Annotated in this window: 18 protein-coding genes; 17 read left to right on the forward strand and 1 reads right to left on the reverse strand. The window is 69.8% G+C overall.

Going from position 1 to position 15645, the window contains the following annotated elements:
* Window positions 1–3: 3 nt before the first annotated feature.
* The 17 genes from rpsE to ACFYU9_RS13015 all read left to right on the forward strand — a co-directional run bounded on the left by rpsE (window position 4) and on the right by ACFYU9_RS13015 (window position 14651).
* Window positions 4–609, forward strand: a complete 606-nt coding sequence (rpsE, locus tag ACFYU9_RS12935; protein ID WP_005313527.1) for a 30S ribosomal protein S5 — start codon at window positions 4–6, stop codon at window positions 607–609.
* On the forward strand, window positions 609–791 hold the full coding sequence (gene rpmD / locus ACFYU9_RS12940; protein ID WP_005313525.1) for a 50S ribosomal protein L30: 183 nt from the start codon (window positions 609–611) through the stop codon (window positions 789–791). The genes rpsE and rpmD overlap by 1 nt, the downstream gene beginning before the upstream one ends.
* 2 nt (window positions 792–793) lie before the next feature.
* The gene (gene rplO / locus ACFYU9_RS12945) at window positions 794–1249 is read left to right on the forward strand and encodes a 50S ribosomal protein L15 (RefSeq protein WP_169088488.1); all 456 of its coding nucleotides are present in this window, start codon (window positions 794–796) and stop codon (window positions 1247–1249) included.
* A 214-nt stretch (window positions 1250–1463) separates the two neighbouring features.
* On the forward strand, window positions 1464–2783 hold the full coding sequence (gene secY / locus ACFYU9_RS12950) for a preprotein translocase subunit SecY (RefSeq protein WP_389204793.1): 1320 nt from the start codon (window positions 1464–1466) through the stop codon (window positions 2781–2783).
* Window positions 2783–3430: an adenylate kinase gene (locus ACFYU9_RS12955; protein WP_389204792.1), complete on the forward strand. Its 648-nt coding sequence runs from the start codon at window positions 2783–2785 to the stop codon at window positions 3428–3430. Before secY ends, ACFYU9_RS12955 begins: the two co-directional genes overlap by 1 nt.
* 98 nt (window positions 3431–3528) lie before the next feature.
* Window positions 3529–4380, forward strand: a complete 852-nt coding sequence (gene map, locus ACFYU9_RS12960) for a type I methionyl aminopeptidase (protein ID WP_389344553.1) — start codon at window positions 3529–3531, stop codon at window positions 4378–4380.
* Window positions 4381–4531: 151 nt separating this feature from the next.
* Window positions 4532–4753, forward strand: coding sequence for a translation initiation factor IF-1 (gene infA, locus ACFYU9_RS12965; protein WP_003956442.1), 222 nt, complete (start codon window positions 4532–4534; stop codon window positions 4751–4753).
* Between the two features lie 63 nt (window positions 4754–4816).
* Window positions 4817–4930, forward strand: coding sequence for a 50S ribosomal protein L36 (gene rpmJ, locus ACFYU9_RS12970; RefSeq protein WP_003956441.1), 114 nt, complete (start codon window positions 4817–4819; stop codon window positions 4928–4930).
* Between the two features lie 186 nt (window positions 4931–5116).
* On the forward strand, window positions 5117–5497 hold the full coding sequence (rpsM, locus tag ACFYU9_RS12975) for a 30S ribosomal protein S13 (protein WP_015035595.1): 381 nt from the start codon (window positions 5117–5119) through the stop codon (window positions 5495–5497).
* A 98-nt stretch (window positions 5498–5595) separates the two neighbouring features.
* Window positions 5596–6000 carry a 30S ribosomal protein S11 gene (rpsK, locus tag ACFYU9_RS12980; RefSeq protein WP_003956432.1) on the forward strand — a complete coding sequence of 135 codons (405 nt, stop codon included), beginning with the start codon at window positions 5596–5598 and terminating at the stop codon, window positions 5998–6000.
* A gap of 158 nt (window positions 6001–6158) precedes the next feature.
* Window positions 6159–7181 carry a DNA-directed RNA polymerase subunit alpha gene (locus ACFYU9_RS12985; RefSeq protein ID WP_003966937.1) on the forward strand — a complete coding sequence of 341 codons (1023 nt, stop codon included), beginning with the start codon at window positions 6159–6161 and terminating at the stop codon, window positions 7179–7181.
* A gap of 80 nt (window positions 7182–7261) precedes the next feature.
* The gene (rplQ, locus tag ACFYU9_RS12990) at window positions 7262–7741 is read left to right on the forward strand and encodes a 50S ribosomal protein L17 (RefSeq protein ID WP_389204790.1); all 480 of its coding nucleotides are present in this window, start codon (window positions 7262–7264) and stop codon (window positions 7739–7741) included.
* Between the two features lie 94 nt (window positions 7742–7835).
* Window positions 7836–8690, forward strand: a complete 855-nt coding sequence (gene truA / locus ACFYU9_RS12995; protein WP_389205280.1) for a tRNA pseudouridine(38-40) synthase TruA — start codon at window positions 7836–7838, stop codon at window positions 8688–8690.
* 402 nt (window positions 8691–9092) lie between these two features.
* Window positions 9093–10520, forward strand: coding sequence for a glycosyltransferase family 2 protein (locus ACFYU9_RS13000; RefSeq protein ID WP_389344764.1), 1428 nt, complete (start codon window positions 9093–9095; stop codon window positions 10518–10520).
* A complete protein-coding gene (locus ACFYU9_RS13005) occupies window positions 10520–11527 on the forward strand; it encodes a glycoside hydrolase family 26 protein (protein ID WP_389204789.1) in 1008 nt (335 codons plus the stop codon). Before ACFYU9_RS13000 ends, ACFYU9_RS13005 begins: the two co-directional genes overlap by 1 nt.
* Complete coding sequence (locus tag ACFYU9_RS13010; RefSeq protein ID WP_389204788.1) at window positions 11524–13179, forward strand: glycosyltransferase family 39 protein; 1656 nt, start codon at window positions 11524–11526, stop codon at window positions 13177–13179. Before ACFYU9_RS13005 ends, ACFYU9_RS13010 begins: the two co-directional genes overlap by 4 nt.
* Window positions 13176–14651, forward strand: coding sequence for a glycosyltransferase family 39 protein (locus tag ACFYU9_RS13015; protein ID WP_389344555.1), 1476 nt, complete (start codon window positions 13176–13178; stop codon window positions 14649–14651). The genes ACFYU9_RS13010 and ACFYU9_RS13015 overlap by 4 nt, the downstream gene beginning before the upstream one ends.
* On the opposite strand, the gene ACFYU9_RS13020 is transcribed toward ACFYU9_RS13015, so the two are convergent.
* Window positions 14645–15601 (reverse strand): hypothetical protein, encoded by a 957-nt coding sequence (locus tag ACFYU9_RS13020; protein WP_389344557.1) that lies wholly within the window; start codon window positions 15599–15601, stop codon window positions 14645–14647. The two genes, ACFYU9_RS13015 and ACFYU9_RS13020, sit on opposite strands and share 7 nt — an antisense overlap.
* Between the last annotated feature and the right edge of the window lie 44 nt (window positions 15602–15645).

Consider the following 15645-nt stretch of genomic DNA (forward strand, 5'->3'; position numbering starts at 1 on the left):
CCAATGGCTGGACCCCAGCGCCGCGGTAGCGGTGCCGGTGGCGGCGAGCGGCGGGACCGGAAGGGCCGCGACGGTGGCGCTGCCGCCGCCGAGAAGACCGCGTACGTTGAGCGCGTCGTCGCGATCAACCGCGTCGCCAAGGTTGTGAAGGGTGGTCGTCGCTTCAGCTTCACTGCGCTGGTCGTGGTGGGCGATGGTGACGGCACCGTCGGTGTCGGTTACGGCAAGGCCAAGGAGGTGCCGGCCGCCATCGCCAAGGGTGTTGAGGAGGCCAAGAAGCACTTCTTCAAGGTCCCCCGTATCCAGGGCACCATCCCGCACCCGATCCAGGGCGAGAAGGCTGCGGGCGTCGTCCTGCTCAAGCCGGCTTCCCCCGGTACCGGTGTTATCGCCGGTGGCCCGGTGCGCGCCGTTCTCGAGTGCGCCGGCGTTCACGACATCCTGTCGAAGTCGCTCGGCTCCGACAACGCGATCAACATCGTGCACGCGACCGTGGCGGCCCTCAAGGGCCTGCAGCGTCCCGAGGAGATCGCGGCCCGCCGCGGTCTGCCGCTCGAGGACGTCGCCCCCGCGGCTCTGCTTCGTGCGCGTGCTGGGGCGGGTGCGTAATGGCTCGCCTCAAGATCACGCAGACGAAGTCGTACATCGGTAGCAAGCAGAACCACCGTGACACCCTGCGTTCGCTCGGGCTCAAGCGCCTGAACGACGTGGTCGTCAAGGAGGACCGCCCCGAGTTCCGCGGCATGGTGCACACCGTCCGCCACCTCGTGACGGTTGAGGAGGTCGACTGATCATGGCGGAGAACAACCCGCTCAAGATCCACAACCTCCGTCCCGCCCCGGGCGCCAAGACCGCCAAGACCCGTGTGGGTCGTGGTGAGGCGTCGAAGGGTAAGACGGCCGGTCGTGGTACCAAGGGCACCAAGGCCCGTTACCAGGTTCCGGAGCGCTTCGAGGGTGGCCAGATGCCCCTCCACATGCGCCTCCCGAAGCTCAAGGGCTTCAAGAACCCGTTCCGCACCGAGTACCAGGTCGTGAACCTGGACAAGCTGGCCGCGCTCTACCCGCAGGGTGGCGAGGTCACGGTGGCCGACCTGGTCGCCAAGGGTGCTGTTCGTAAGAACCAGCTCGTCAAGGTCCTTGGCCAGGGCGAGGTCTCCGTGGCGCTGCAGGTGACGGTCGACGCCGTCTCCGGCTCCGCCAAGGAGAAGATCGCCGCCGCCGGCGGCACCGTCACCGAGCTCGTCTGAGACGACTCGATGGCTTGAACATCCAACCGGGGATGCCTCCCAAAAGGGGCATCCCCGGTTGGTCGTTCCTAGGGGACCTATGTCGCCGGTAAGGTGGCGTCCACTGTCTAGAGTGCGAGCGGTCTGCCCGCGGGTGCTCCGGACCGATCACTACTCAGTCGAACCTCAAGACCGTCACCTCTGACGCACGTGCGCGGGGGTCGCAGGAGGCACCGTGCTCACCGCGTTCGCCCGGGCGTTCAAGACGCCCGACCTGCGCAAGAAGCTGCTCTTCACGCTCGGCATCATCGTGCTGTACCGGCTCGGGGCACACGTCCCCGTGCCCGGCGTCAGCTACGAGGCCGTCCAGCAGTGTGTGGATCAGGCGAGGCAGGGCAGCAACAGCCTGTTCGGCCTGGTCAACATGTTCAGTGGCGGGGCGCTGCTGCAGATCACCATCTTCGCGCTCGGCATCATGCCGTACATCACGGCGAGCATCATCCTGCAGCTGCTGACCGTCGTGATCCCGCGCCTGGAGAACCTCAAGAAGGAGGGCCAGGCCGGCACCGCCAAGATCACGCAGTACACGCGTTATCTGACGGTCGCCCTCGCGATCCTCCAGGGCACCGGCCTCGTCGCCACCGCCCGTAGCGGCGCGCTGTTCAGCGGTTGCACCGTCGCGAGCCAGGTCGTCCCGGACCAGTCGATCTTCACCACCGCCGTCATGGTCATCACCATGACCGCCGGTACCGGTGTGGTCATGTGGCTCGGCGAGCTCATCACCGACCGCGGCATCGGCAACGGCATGTCGATCCTCATGTTCATCTCGATCGCGGCCGGCTTCCCGGGCGCCCTGTGGGCCATCAAGACGAGCGGCAAGCTCGCCAAGGGCTGGATCGAGTTCGGCACCGTCATCCTCATCGGCTTCGTGATGGTGGCCCTCGTCGTCTTCGTCGAGCAGGCCCAGCGCCGGATCCCGGTGCAGTACGCGAAGCGCATGATCGGCCGCAGGTCGTACGGCGGTACGTCCACTTACATCCCGCTCAAGGTGAACCAGGCAGGTGTGATTCCTGTCATCTTCGCCTCGTCGCTGCTCTACATCCCGGCGCTCATCGCGCAGTTCTCCAACTCGACCGCGGGATGGAAGACCTGGATCGAAGCCCACTTCGTCAAGGGTGACCACCCGTATTACATCGCCGCCTACTTCCTTCTGATCGTCTTCTTCGCGTTCTTCTACGTGGCCATCTCGTTCAACCCCGAGGAAGTCGCGGACAACATGAAGAAGTATGGTGGCTTCATCCCGGGTATCCGGGCTGGTCGACCTACTGCCGAGTACCTGAGCTACGTGCTCAACCGGATCACTTGGCCGGGCTCGCTGTATCTGGGTCTGATCGCTCTCGTGCCGACGATGGCGTTGGCAGGCTTCGGTGGTGCCAACCAGAACTTCCCGTTCGGTGGCACCAGCATCCTCATCATCGTGGGTGTGGGTCTGGAGACCGTGAAGCAGATCGAGAGCCAGCTCCAGCAGCGCAATTACGAAGGGTTCCTCCGCTGATGCGAATCGTCCTCGTCGGACCGCCCGGGGCCGGCAAGGGAACGCAGGCCGCGTTCCTTGCCAAGAACCTGGACATCCCGCACATCTCCACGGGTGACCTGTTCCGTGCCAACATCTCGCAGGGCACCGAGCTGGGCCTCGCGGCGAAGGGTTACATGGACCGGGGCGAGCTCGTCCCGGACGAGGTGACCATCGGGATGGCCAAGGACCGCATGGAGCAGGCGGACGCCGCCAAGGGCTTCCTGCTCGACGGGTTCCCGCGCAACGTGGCCCAGGCCGAGGCGCTGGACGTCGTCCTCAAGGAGGACGGCATGCAGCTGGACGCGGTCCTGGACCTGGAGGTCCCCGAGGACGAGGTCGTGAAGCGGATCGCGGGTCGCCGCGTCTGCCGCACCGACTCCGCGCACGTCTTCCACGTGACGTACAACGCCCCGAAGACCGAGGGCGTCTGCGACGTCTGCGGCGGCGAGCTCTTCCAGCGCCCGGACGACTCCGAGGAGACGGTCCGCACGCGCCTGGAGGTCTACCACACGCAGACCGAGCCGATCATCGACTACTACAAGAAGCAGGGGCTCGTCGCGACGATCTCCGCTCTCGGCAAGGTCGACGAGGTCACGGCGCGGGCGATGGACGCGCTGAAGAAGTAACCCAAGATCGCTGCGATACGGCCGCGGTGCCCGGAAGGGGCGCCGCGGCCGTATCGTTGTTCCGACCCCTGTTCTCCGACGGAAAGGCCGCGGCCGAGATGGTGCAGATCAAGACCCCCGAGCAGATCGCGAAGATGCGCGAGGCGGGGCTGGTCGTCGCGGCCATCCACGCGGCCACCCGTGAGGCGGCGGTGCCGGGCGCCACGACGAAGGACCTCGACGAGGTCGCGCGCAAGGTGATCGCCGACCACGGGGCGAAGTCGAACTTCCTCGGGTACGGCGGCTTCCCCGCCACCATCTGCACCTCGGTGAACGAGGTCGTCGTCCACGGCATCCCGGACGACAAGACCGTCCTCAAGGACGGCGACATCATCTCCATCGACGCCGGCGCGATCGTCGACGGCTGGCACGGCGACGCCGCGTACACCTGCTTCGTGGGCGCCGGTCACGCACCGGAGCTGGTCGAGCTCTCCCGGGTGACGGAGGAGTCGATGTGGGCCGGCATCGCGGCGATGAAGCTCGGCGGGCGGCTCGTCGACATCTCGAAGGCGATCGAGACGTACATCAAGCGCCAGCCGCGCCCGGCCGTGGGCGACCACAGCCTGGGTCGCTACGGCATCATCGAGGACTACGGCGGCCACGGCATCGGCACCGAGATGCACATGGACCCGCACCTGCTGAACTACGTCTCCCGCAAGCGCGGCAAGGGCCCGAAGCTGGTCCCCGGCCTCTGCCTCGCGATCGAGCCGATGGTCTCGCTGGGCACCCCGCAGACCGAGGTCCTCGCCGACGACTGGACGGTCATCACCACCGACGGCACCTGGTCCTCCCACTGGGAGCACAGCGTGGCACTGACGGAGGAGGGCCCGCTGGTCCTCACCGCGGTCGACGGCGGGAAGGCGAAGCTGGCGGAGCTGGGCGTCGTGGCGGCGCCGGACCCGCTGGCGTAAACGCCCGCGTAACGATCTTCTACGGTGGGCAAACTCCCCGGATTCGTCTTTTCACGGGGCCTGACGTAGACTGATGCGTCGGCTCTCGTGTACCCGTGTGTCCGCACTCGGAGCGAGAGTCGATCAAGGTAGCCGATTCGAAGGGCGAAGCGTGGCCAAGAAGCAAGGTGCCATCGAGATCGAGGGCACCGTGATCGAGTCCCTGCCGAACGCCATGTTCAAGGTGGAGCTCCAGAACGGTCACAAGGTCCTCGCGCACATCTCCGGCAAGATGCGGATGCACTACATCCGAATCCTTCCGGACGACCGGGTCGTCGTGGAGCTGTCTCCGTACGACCTGACGCGTGGCCGGATCGTCTACCGGTACAAGTAGATCTTGCCCGCACCCCGCGGTTCCACGCGGGGGGTGGCACTGACCCGGAGAACCTCACATCCCATGAAGGTCAAGCCGAGCGTCAAGAAGATCTGCGACAAGTGCAAGGTGATCCGCCGTCACGGCCGGGTCATGGTCATCTGCGACAACCTGCGCCACAAGCAGCGCCAGGGCTGACGCACGCCGACCGACCTGCATTTCGCAGTTCTTCGCGCGACGCATAGCAATACGTACATACGCAGAGCCCGCCCAGCCCATCAGGGTCGGCGACACCTCCGGCGGGGGCCGGGGACTCGATTCGTACCTCATACGGCGATCGGGACCGGTTCTGCAGCAGACCCCCGAGAACACAGGAGCCATTGAATGGCACGCGTTTCCGGTGTTGACATCCCGCGCGAAAAGCGTGTGGTGGTCGCACTCACCTACGTCTTCGGCATCGGGCGTACCCGGTCCGAGGAGATCCTCGCCGCTACCGGCGTGAACCCGTCCACCCGTGTCCGCGACCTTGCCGAGGAAGACCTCGTCAAGATCCGCGAGTACGTGGACGCCAACCTCCAGACCGAGGGTGACCTCCGCCGCGAGATCGCGGCCGACATCCGCCGCAAGGTCGAGATCGGCTGCTACCAGGGTCTGCGCCACCGTCGTGGCCTGCCCGTCCGCGGTCAGCGCACCAGCACGAACGCTCGTACCCGCAAGGGCCCGCGTCGCGCCATCGCCGGCAAGAAGAAGCCGGGCAAGAAGTAGTCCTCAGCGGACACTGCGGTCCTTCGGGGGGCGACCCCCGAACCCGCGTTTCCCACGGTCTTCGCTGCAGGACCGACCACCTCCCGTAGGAGTTATAGATGCCCCCCAAGGGTCGTCAGGGCGCTGCCAAGAAGGTGCGCCGCAAGGAAAAGAAGAACGTCGCTCACGGCCACGCGCACATCAAGAGCACGTTCAACAACACGATCGTCTCGATCACGGACCCGTCCGGCAACGTGATCTCCTGGGCCTCCGCCGGCCACGTCGGCTTCAAGGGCTCGCGCAAGTCCACCCCCTTCGCCGCGCAGATGGCCGCCGAGTCGGCCGCCCGCCGCGCGCAGGAGCACGGCATGCGCAAGGTCGACGTCTTCGTCAAGGGTCCCGGCTCCGGCCGTGAGACCGCGATCCGCTCCCTCCAGGCCACCGGCCTCGAGGTCGGCTCGATCCAGGACGTCACCCCCACCCCGCACAACGGCTGCCGTCCGCCGAAGCGCCGCCGCGTCTGACGCAGCGACGCCTGTGCGTCTTTGAGAGTCCGGGCGGTACGACCCCGAAAGGGGACGTGCCGCCCGTACCCTTGGCAGTACCTCGCAGTACTGGCACCACCTGGCAGTACCTGTCGGACGTCAAATAGTGGGCGTCCACAAACGAAGGAAACGAAGACATGCTTATCGCTCAGCGTCCTTCGCTGACCGAAGAGGTCGTCGACGAGTTCCGCTCCCGGTTCGTCATCGAGCCGCTGGAGCCGGGCTTCGGCTACACCCTCGGCAACTCGCTCCGCCGCACGCTCCTCTCGTCGATCCCCGGCGCTGCTGTCACCAGCATCCGCATCGACGGTGTCCTGCACGAGTTCACCACCGTGCCGGGCGTCAAGGAGGACGTCACCGACCTCATCCTGAACATCAAGCAGCTGGTCGTCTCCTCGGAGCACGACGAGCCGGTCGTGATGTACCTGCGCAAGCAGGGCCCGGGTCTGGTCACCGCCGCCGACATCGCCCCGCCGGCCGGTGTCGAGGTGCACAACCCCGACCTGGTCCTCGCCACGCTCAACGGCAAGGGCAAGCTGGAGATGGAGCTGACCGTCGAGCGCGGTCGCGGCTACGTCTCCGCCGTCCAGAACAAGCAGGTGGGCCAGGAGATCGGCCGTATCCCGGTCGACTCCATCTACTCGCCGGTTCTGAAGGTCACCTACAAGGTCGAGGCGACCCGAGTCGAGCAGCGCACCGACTTCGACAAGCTCATCGTCGACGTCGAGACCAAGCAGGCCATGCGCCCGCGTGACGCCATGGCGTCCGCCGGCAAGACCCTGGTCGAGCTGTTCGGTCTCGCCCGCGAGCTGAACATCGACGCCGAGGGCATCGACATGGGCCCGTCCCCGACGGACGCCGCCCTGGCCGCCGACCTGGCGCTGCCGATCGAGGAGCTCGAGCTCACCGTTCGGTCGTACAACTGCCTCAAGCGCGAGGGCATCCACTCCGTGGGTGAGCTCGTCGCCCGCTCCGAGGCCGACCTGCTCGACATCCGCAACTTCGGTGCGAAGTCGATCGACGAGGTCAAGGCGAAGCTGGCCGGCATGGGCCTGGCCCTCAAGGACAGCCCGCCCGGGTTCGACCCGACCGCCGCCGCCGACGCGTTCGGCGCGGACGACGACGCCGACGCCGGCTTCGTCGAGACCGAGCAGTACTGATAGCTGCCCGCAGGCATCCGCCTGCGGGGCCCTGACACCGGTACCTCATACGGCCGGTGCAGATCTCAAGGAGAAACACCATGCCGCGTCCCGCGAAGGGTGCCCGCCTCGGCGGTTCCGCCGCTCACGAGAAGCTGCTCCTCGCCAACCTGGCGAAGTCGCTGTTCGAGCACGGCCGCATCACGACGACCGAGGCCAAGGCCCGTCGTCTGCGTCCCGTCGCCGAGCGCCTCATCACCAAGGCGAAGAAGGGCGACATCCACAACCGTCGCCTGGTGCTGCAGTCGATCACGGACAAGGGCGTCGTCCACACGCTCTTCACCGAGATCGCCCCGCGCTACTCGGAGCGTCCGGGTGGTTACACCCGTATCACCAAGATCGGCAACCGTCGTGGCGACAACGCCCCGATGGCCGTGATCGAGCTGGTCGAGGGCGAGATCGCCAAGAAGGCGACCGTCGCCGAGGCCGAGGCCGCCACCAAGCGCGCCGTCAAGGAGGCCGACGAGGCCGCCGCGGTCGAGACCCAGGCCGCCGAGAACACGGACGCGCAGGACGCCTGAGCGTTCTGACGATCTCGTCTCGTGTTGCGGGCCCGTACCCCCAGGGGTGCGGGCCCGCTCCCGTGTGTTTGAGAGGATTTACGGCGTGACTGACGTGCGTGACGAAGTGCGGCCCGGGTTCGTGCGGATCCGGCTCGACCTGTCCTACGACGGGACGGACTTCTCCGGCTGGGCCAAGCAGGCCGGCGGCCGGCGGACCGTCCAGGGCGAGATCGAGGACGCCCTGCGCACCGTGACCCGCTCCCAGGAGACCTTCGAGCTGACCGTCGCCGGCCGCACCGACGCCGGTGTGCACGCGCGCGGCCAGGTCGCGCACGTGGACCTGCCGGAGGAGCTGTGGCAGGAGCACCGCGAGAAGCTGCTGCGGCGGATGGCCGGGCGGCTGCCGCACGACGTGCGGATCTGGCGGCTGACCGAGGCCCCGGCGGGCTTCAACGCGCGCTTCGCGGCCGTCTGGCGCCGTTACGCGTACCGGGTCACCGACCACCCGGGCGGTGTCGACCCGCTGCTGCGCGGCCACGTGCTGTGGCACGACTGGACGCTCGACATGGACGCGATGAACGCGGCGGCCGAGCGGCTGGTCGGCGAGCACGACTTCGCCGCGTACTGCAAGAGGCGCGAGGGCGCGACCACCATCCGGACCCTGCAGGAGCTGCGCTGGGAGCGCCGGCCCGACGGGATCATGGAGGCCACGGTCAAGGCCGACGCCTTCTGCCACAACATGGTCCGCTCGCTGGTGGGCGCCCTGCTGTTCGTCGGCGACGGCCACCGTCCGGTGGAGTGGCCGGCGAAGGTGCTGGCGGCCGGGGTGCGGGACTCGGCGGTGCACGTCGTACGGCCGCACGGCCTCACCCTGGAAGAGGTCGGCTACCCGGCCGACGACCAGCTCGCGGCCCGCAGCCGCGCGGCCCGCAACAAGCGGTCGCTGCCCGGCGCCGGCTGCTGCTGATCACCCGCCGCGCACCCGCGGCTCGTCCCCGCTGGTCACCCGCCGGGTGACCGCGGCTCGTCCCCGTTGACGGCTGGTGACCTTCATCCAATCCGGCAAATCGGGTTAAAAGGACTTATCCTTCGGTCGCGTCGCGCCCTCGCGCGTGCCCTCCCGGCTTACGTTTCCGCACATCGCCCCCTTTCGCTGCGCGGAGAAGGTGTCGGGAGTTCTGGGATGAGTGCAACTGAGGCCCGTCTGATCGGGCCGGGCACAGCAACACGACCGGCCGAACCGCGGCTTCCGTACGACGACCCGGGACCGGGCGCCGTCGGGCTGCTGCCGGCGCCGCCGTCCGATGACGAGAGGTACCTGTACGCCCGGCGCCGGCTGTGGGTGCTGACGGCCACCTCGCTGGTGAGCATGGGCTGCCTGGCGCTGAGCCAGTTCCGGCTCGCGGCCGCCACGCCGCTGCTGTGGCTGTTCGCGCCGCTGCTGGCCTTCACGGTGGTCTACTACCTGATCTCGCTCCGGGTGAACGCCTTCACCCGCGACTTCGACGTCGAGGGCCACCGCCGCCTGGTGCGCGAGTGGCGACCCGAGCAGTACCCGAGCGTCGACGTCTTCCTGCCGGTGTGCGGCGAGCCCATCGAGGTCCTGCACAACACCTGGACCCATGTGCGGGCGCTCGCCGACCGCTATCCGGGCGTCTGCGTGCCGTTCGTCCTGGACGACTCGGCCAGCCCCGAGCTGCGGGCCATGGCCGAGGACTTCGGCTTCCGCTACGGCACCCGCTCCCGGCGCGGCTGGTTCAAGAAGGCCGGCAACCTGCGCTTCGGCTTCGACCAGACCGACGGTACGTACGTCCTCATCCTCGATGCCGACTTCGCGCCGCGCGCCGACCTCCTGGAGGAACTCCTCCCGTACATGGAGCAGGACAGCCGGACCGCGATCGTCCAGTCGCCGCAGTTCTTCCGGGTGCTCGACGCGCAGAACTGGATCGAGCGCGGCGCCGGCGCCGTACAGGAGCTGTTCTACCGGGCCGTCCAGGTCTCCCGGCAGAGCCGCGACGGCGCGATCTGCGTCGGCAGCTGCGCCGTCTACCGGCGCGCGGCCCTGGAGGAGAACGGCGGCACCACGCTCATCGAGCACTCCGAGGACGTCCACACCGGCTTCGACCTGCGCAGCCTCGGCTGGGACCTGCGCTATGTGCCGGTCGCCGTGGCGGCGGGCGTCTGCCCGGACAGCGCGGGAGCGTTCTTCAACCAGCAGTACCGCTGGTGCGCGGGCTCCATGAGCCTGCTGGGCAGCAAGAAGTTCTGGCAGGCCAGACTCCGCCTCAGCAGCCGGCTCTGCTATCTGTCCGGGTTCTTCTACTACATCCACACGGCGCTGTTCACCTTCGTCGCGCCGCTCCTGCCGATCGTGCTGCTGCTCGCCTTCCCCGACCAGCCCCGGTTCGAGAACGTGTGGCTGGTGCTGCCCGGCATCGCGTACACCACCGTCGTCTTCCCGCTGTGGCACCGCGTCCCGTACCGCCTGGAGGCCTGGGCGGTGCGGATGATGTACTCCTGGGCCCACGTCTTCGCGATCTGGGACATCTTCGCCGGCACCCGCATGGGCTGGCAGGCCACCGGCTCCAGCCAGGCGCGGCGCAACGGCACCCGGCGGTTCTGGATCGGCCTGTGGGCGTGGGGCGGCGGCACGGCCCTGCTCTGGGTCGGCGCCGCGGTCTGGCGGATGGTCACCGTCGACGTGTACGACTTCGCCCTGCTGCTGTCCTCCGGGCTCTTCTACGCGCTGATCGTCTGCCGCGCCCTGGTCCAGCCCCGGACGGAGGCCGTCGCCTGATGCGCATCCGGTTCCCCGCGGCGGCCGCGCTGCTCGCCGCGCTGCTGCTCGCCGCCACCGCCTGCACCACCCCGGACCGGGACGGCCGCCCGCCCGCCGGGGTCCGCGGTCAGCAGGCCGCCCCGCAGCCCGCGGTCCAGGTCCCCTACGACGTCCGTCCGCTGCTGCGGCCGGAGAAGAAGTACTTCGGCGTCTCGACCGCCGGCGCCCCGAACTCCATGAAGCCGGTGGAGGCGTACGCCCGGAAGGTCGGCAAGCGGCCGAACCTCATCGGCTACTACGCGGCCTGGGGCGACGGCTTCGACATCAGCGGGGTGCGCAACGCCTGGGAGTCCGGCGCGCTGACCGTCGTGTCCTGGGAGCCCTTCGACACGACTCCGGAGGACATCGCCGCGGGCACGTCGGACGAGTACATCCAGAAGTACGCGCGGGCCGTGCGCAGGCTGAACCTGCCCGTCGCGATCACCTTCGCCGACGAGATGAACGGCGCCTGGGAGACCTGGGGCACCGAGGGCACCACGCCCCAGGCGTACGTCAAGGCGTGGCGGCACATCCACGACGTCTTCCAGGACGTCGGCGCGGCCAACGTGATCTGGGCGTGGTCGCCGAACGTCGTCAACCCGGTCCGGAGCGTCGCCCTCCAGCCGTACTACCCGGGAGACGCCTACGTCGACTGGGTCGGCCTGATCGGCTACTTCACCTACAACGAGACGCCGGACACCTTCAAGGAACTGTTCGGGCCGACGATGGACGAGGTCCGGGCCTTCAGCGGCAAGCCCTTCCTCCTCCTGGAGACGGCCGCCGAGCGCGGCTGGCGCCGTGACGCCGACGTGCGGGCGCTGGTCAAGGGCGCCGCGGAGGATCCCGACGTCCTCGGCTTCGTCTGGTTCGACCACGTGGCGGCCCGCGCGGACTGGCGGCTCGACGAGGACTCGAAGACGACGGACGAGTTCAAGCAACTGGCAGCAGACGACATCTACGGCTTCGACGTGCGGAAGATCAGATGACATCCACAGACCCAGGCCACAGAGCGACCCTCCCGGCGGCCCCGCAGGCCGCCGCGCACCGCCCCGTACTGCCCGTCCCACCCGCCCCCCACGCCCCGCCCGCGGCCCCCGCCGGCTATCGCGTCCCCCGCCCGGCGCGGACGGCCTGGACCGCGGCCGGGAGCCCCCGGCGCACCTGGGCCTCGCGCGGGGTCCTGCTCGGCGTCCTGTTCCTGCAGGCGGTGCTCTCGCTCCGCCTGGACAACACGGCCTACTCGGACGAGGCCCTCTACATCACCGCCGGCCACGTGGAACTGGCCCACCTGCTGCACGGCGCCCCGGTGCTGACCGACTACGCGAGCTACTTCTCCGGCTCCCCGACGCTCTACCCGATCGTGGCCGCCCTGGCCGACGCCTGGCTCGGCCTGACCGGGGCCCGGCTGCTGAGCCTCGCGTGCATGCTCGGGGCCACCACGCTGCTGTACGGGACGACCCGCAGGCTCTTCAACGAGCGGGCCGCGCTCGCCGCCGCCGCCCTGTTCGCCGTGACCCAGTCGACGGTCGCCCTCGGCTGGTTCGCCACCTACGACGCGGCGGCGATCCTGCTGCTCGCCCTCGCGGCCTGGATCCTCGTCCGGACCGACCGGGCGCACCCGGGCTGGGCCGCGCTCGCCGCGCCGGTCGCCGTGCTCGCCGCCGGAACCAAGTACGCCGCCGCGCTGTACCTGCCGACGCTGATCGTCCTCGCCGTCCTGGTCGCCTGGCCGCACCGCGGCCGGGCGAGCCTCTGGCGGGCCGCGGCCTTCACGCTGGCCGTCGGCGCGCTGCTCGCGGCCGGGCTGTACGGGACGGACCTGCTCGCGGGCGTGCGGATGACCACCACGGCCCGCGCGCACGGCAACGAAGAGGCGCTCCACCTCCTCGAGAAGTCGGTGACCTGGTCGGGCCTGCTGTTCCTGACCGCGTGCGGCGGCGCCGTCGCCTACGCCCGGCGCGGCCGGATGAACGAGTCCCCGGATACCCGGCGCCACCCGGTGCCCGGCCGGGCCTGGCGGGTGCTGCTCGGCGTGCTGCTGTGCGGCACGGCGCTGCTCGCCCCGGCGTACCAGATCCACCTGCACACGTCGGTCGCGCTCTACAAGCACCTCGGCTTCGGCCTGTTCTTCGCCGCGCCGCTGGCCGGCGTGGGCCTCACCCGGCTCGTCGGCGCGCACTTCCGCAACGCGCAGCTCGCCTGCGCCCTGTGGGTCGTGATGCTCTGTCTCGGCATGGTGCAGTCGGTGGAGCGATTCGGCAGCTGGCCGCCCTCCGGCCAGCTCACCGCGACGCTCCGGCAGTACGTCACCCCGGGCGAGGGCCGCTACCTCGCCTCGCTGCCCAACGTGCCCGTGTACTACCTGCGGGACGTCACCGACCACACGCACTGGACCTCGCTCTACTGGATCGGCTACCGGGACGCCGACGGCGTCGAGCACCACGACGACGACGGCTACCGCAGGGCGATCGCCGACGGCTGGTTCGACCTGATCGTGCTCGACGGGGTCACCGTCCCGCAGAAGGACAAGGTCATCGCCACGGCCCTGCGGGACAGCGACAAGTACCGGCTCCTCGGCACCCTGCCGTTCCGGCTGGGCGAGGGCCAGGGCTCCTACCGGATCTGGGTGAGACGATGAGCACGCCGACCGTGCGGGACGCCCGGCGCGGCGCGCTCGTGACCTTCCTGCTGCCGACGGCGGTGGCGCTGCTGTGCGTCCTCACCCGGCTCGGGCACCGCCAGCCGTGGTTCGACGAGTACGCCACCTGGTGGGCGTCCTCGCTGCCGTCCGCCGCCTTCCACCGGCTCACCGAGCACGTCGACATCGTCTTCGTGCCGTACTACTCGTTCATGCACGCCTGGACGTGGCTCGCCGGCACCTCCACCACCGCGCTGCGGCTGCCCGGGGCGCTGGCCATGGCGGCCGCCGCCGGGCTCGTCGGGCTCATCGGCCGCCGGCTGTTCTCCGCGCGCGCCGGAACCGTCGCCGGGCTGCTCTTCGCGCTGCTCCCGACGGTCAGCCGGTACGGCCAGGAGGCCCGCCCGTACGCCTTCGCGATGTTCTTCTCGCTGCTCGCCACGCTCCTGCTGCTGCGCGCCGTCGGACGTCCCTCGCTGAAGATCTGGGCGGCCTACACCGTCACCGTCGCGCTGACCGGTTTCAGCCACCTGGTCGCGCTGAGCGTGCTCCTCGCGCACGGCGTGATCGTGCTGCGGGCCCGGCGGTCCGGCAACCACGTCGCGCACTGGGCGTTCGCCGCCGCCGCGGTCGGCGGGACGTCCGTGGTCCTGCCCATGGTGTACCGGAGCACGGCGCAGAGCAGCCAGATCGGCTGGAACGACGTCTCCCGCCGCGACCTGCTCTGGTACGCGTCCGACCTGCTCGGGAACTGGCCCGTCGCCACGGTCGTGCTCGCCCTCGCCCTCCTCGGGCTGTGGGCGGCCGGCCGCTCCACCGCCGGCGCGCTGGCGACCTGGGCGCTGGTGCCGCCGGTGCTGACCGCCGCGACCGGCGAGTGGCTGCACCTCTTCCTGCCGCGCTACCTGCTGTTCACGCTCCCCGCGTGGGTGCTCCTCGCGGCGGCCGGGCTGGTCCGGGTCGCCGACCTGGTGACCGCCGCCGGCCGCGGCACGCCGTGGGCGCGGTTTCGTACCGGAGCCCTCGTGGCGGCCGCCGTGGCCGGATTCGTCCTGCTGAGCCTGCCCAACCTGCGCAGCGTCCGCGAGGACCTCCCGTACGAGCCCGACTACGCGGGCGCGGCCCGGATCGTGAAGGCCGGCCAGCGCCCCGGCGACGGCATCGTCTACCACCACACCCTCAACGCGCGGATCGCCATGACGTACCAGCTGCGCGAGGGCGCCCGGCCCGCGGACGTGCTGATGAAGCGTGCCCCGCAGCTGACCGGCTGGTTCGCGGCCCACGAGTACGACACCCCCGACCAGTACCTGGCCGGCACCGACCGCGTGTGGTTCGTCTCACCCGGCGACGAGGACCCGTACGCCTACATGGTCGAGGCGAAGGAGAGGGCCCTCAAGGACGGCTACACGGTGGCCCGCACCGAGCGGCTGCGCCATGTGACCGTCCAGCTGCTGCAGCGCCGCACTCACTGACCGGGAGCCCCGGCCGCCGCCGACGCCTGGGCGCGGCCGCGGGCGTAGATCTGGTTGAAGGCGAAGGTGCCCAGGTCGTCGCTGGCCTTGAAGACAGCCTGGTCACCGGTGGTGACCTTCTTGCCGCTGAGGAACCCGGCCTGGGTGAGGTAGACGTAGCGGCCGATCGAGTTGGTGCGGCGCAGGCAGACGGTGGCGTGGCAGAAGTCGCCGACGCCCCCGCCGGTCAGCGGCGCGATGCCGCCGGTGGCCTGCTTCTTCGCCTTCATGGCCTGCTCGTCGGTGGGGAAGACGGCGACGCCGACGGTGACGGCGACGCCGTCCTTCACGTAGGTGGCGCGCAGCACCCTCGTGCAGCCGTTGGCGTTCAGGACCGGGCCGAGGCCGCCCTGGGTGACCGCCGCGCAGCTCGCGGTGGAGGAGGTCGCGCCCTTGGCGTACGCGCGGCCGTTCATGGTCAGCTTCCGGCCCGGGAACAGGCCCTCGGCGCTCAGCGGCGCCTTGTCCTTCTTCGCGTCGGAGATGTAGTCGCGCGGGTTCGGCGGCGGCAGCGGGGCGACCGAGGAGAACGACGGGGCCGGGGTCGCGCTGTCCGAGGGGACGGCCGGGCCGGTCGCCGTCGGGCCGCCGTTCTTCGCCTCGTCGTTGCTCTTGTTCGTGGCGACGATCGCGGTCGCCACCACCGCGCCCACGGCGACCGCGGCGACCGCGCCGCCGATCACCACCAGCTTGCGCCTGCGCCGGCCGCTCGCGGCGGAGGCGTCGGCGAGCGCGCCCCAGTCAGGGGTGCCGGAGCCGGACTGCGGTGCCCGGGCGCCGGCGAACGGGTCCGGCTGCTGTCCGTAGGGCTGTGACTGCTGCCACTGGCCCGGCTGCTGCGGCTGCTGTCCGTACGGCTGCTGTCCCTGCCCCTGGCCCTGCTGCGGCCACTGCGGTCCCCCAAAGCTCATGCGCGGCATCCTAAACCGCTTGGGATACGGCGGTGCGGCCGGTG

This window comes from Streptomyces sp. NPDC004327, from assembly GCF_042873935.1.
In the GTDB taxonomy this organism is placed as follows: Bacteria; Actinomycetota; Actinomycetes; order Streptomycetales; family Streptomycetaceae; genus Streptomyces.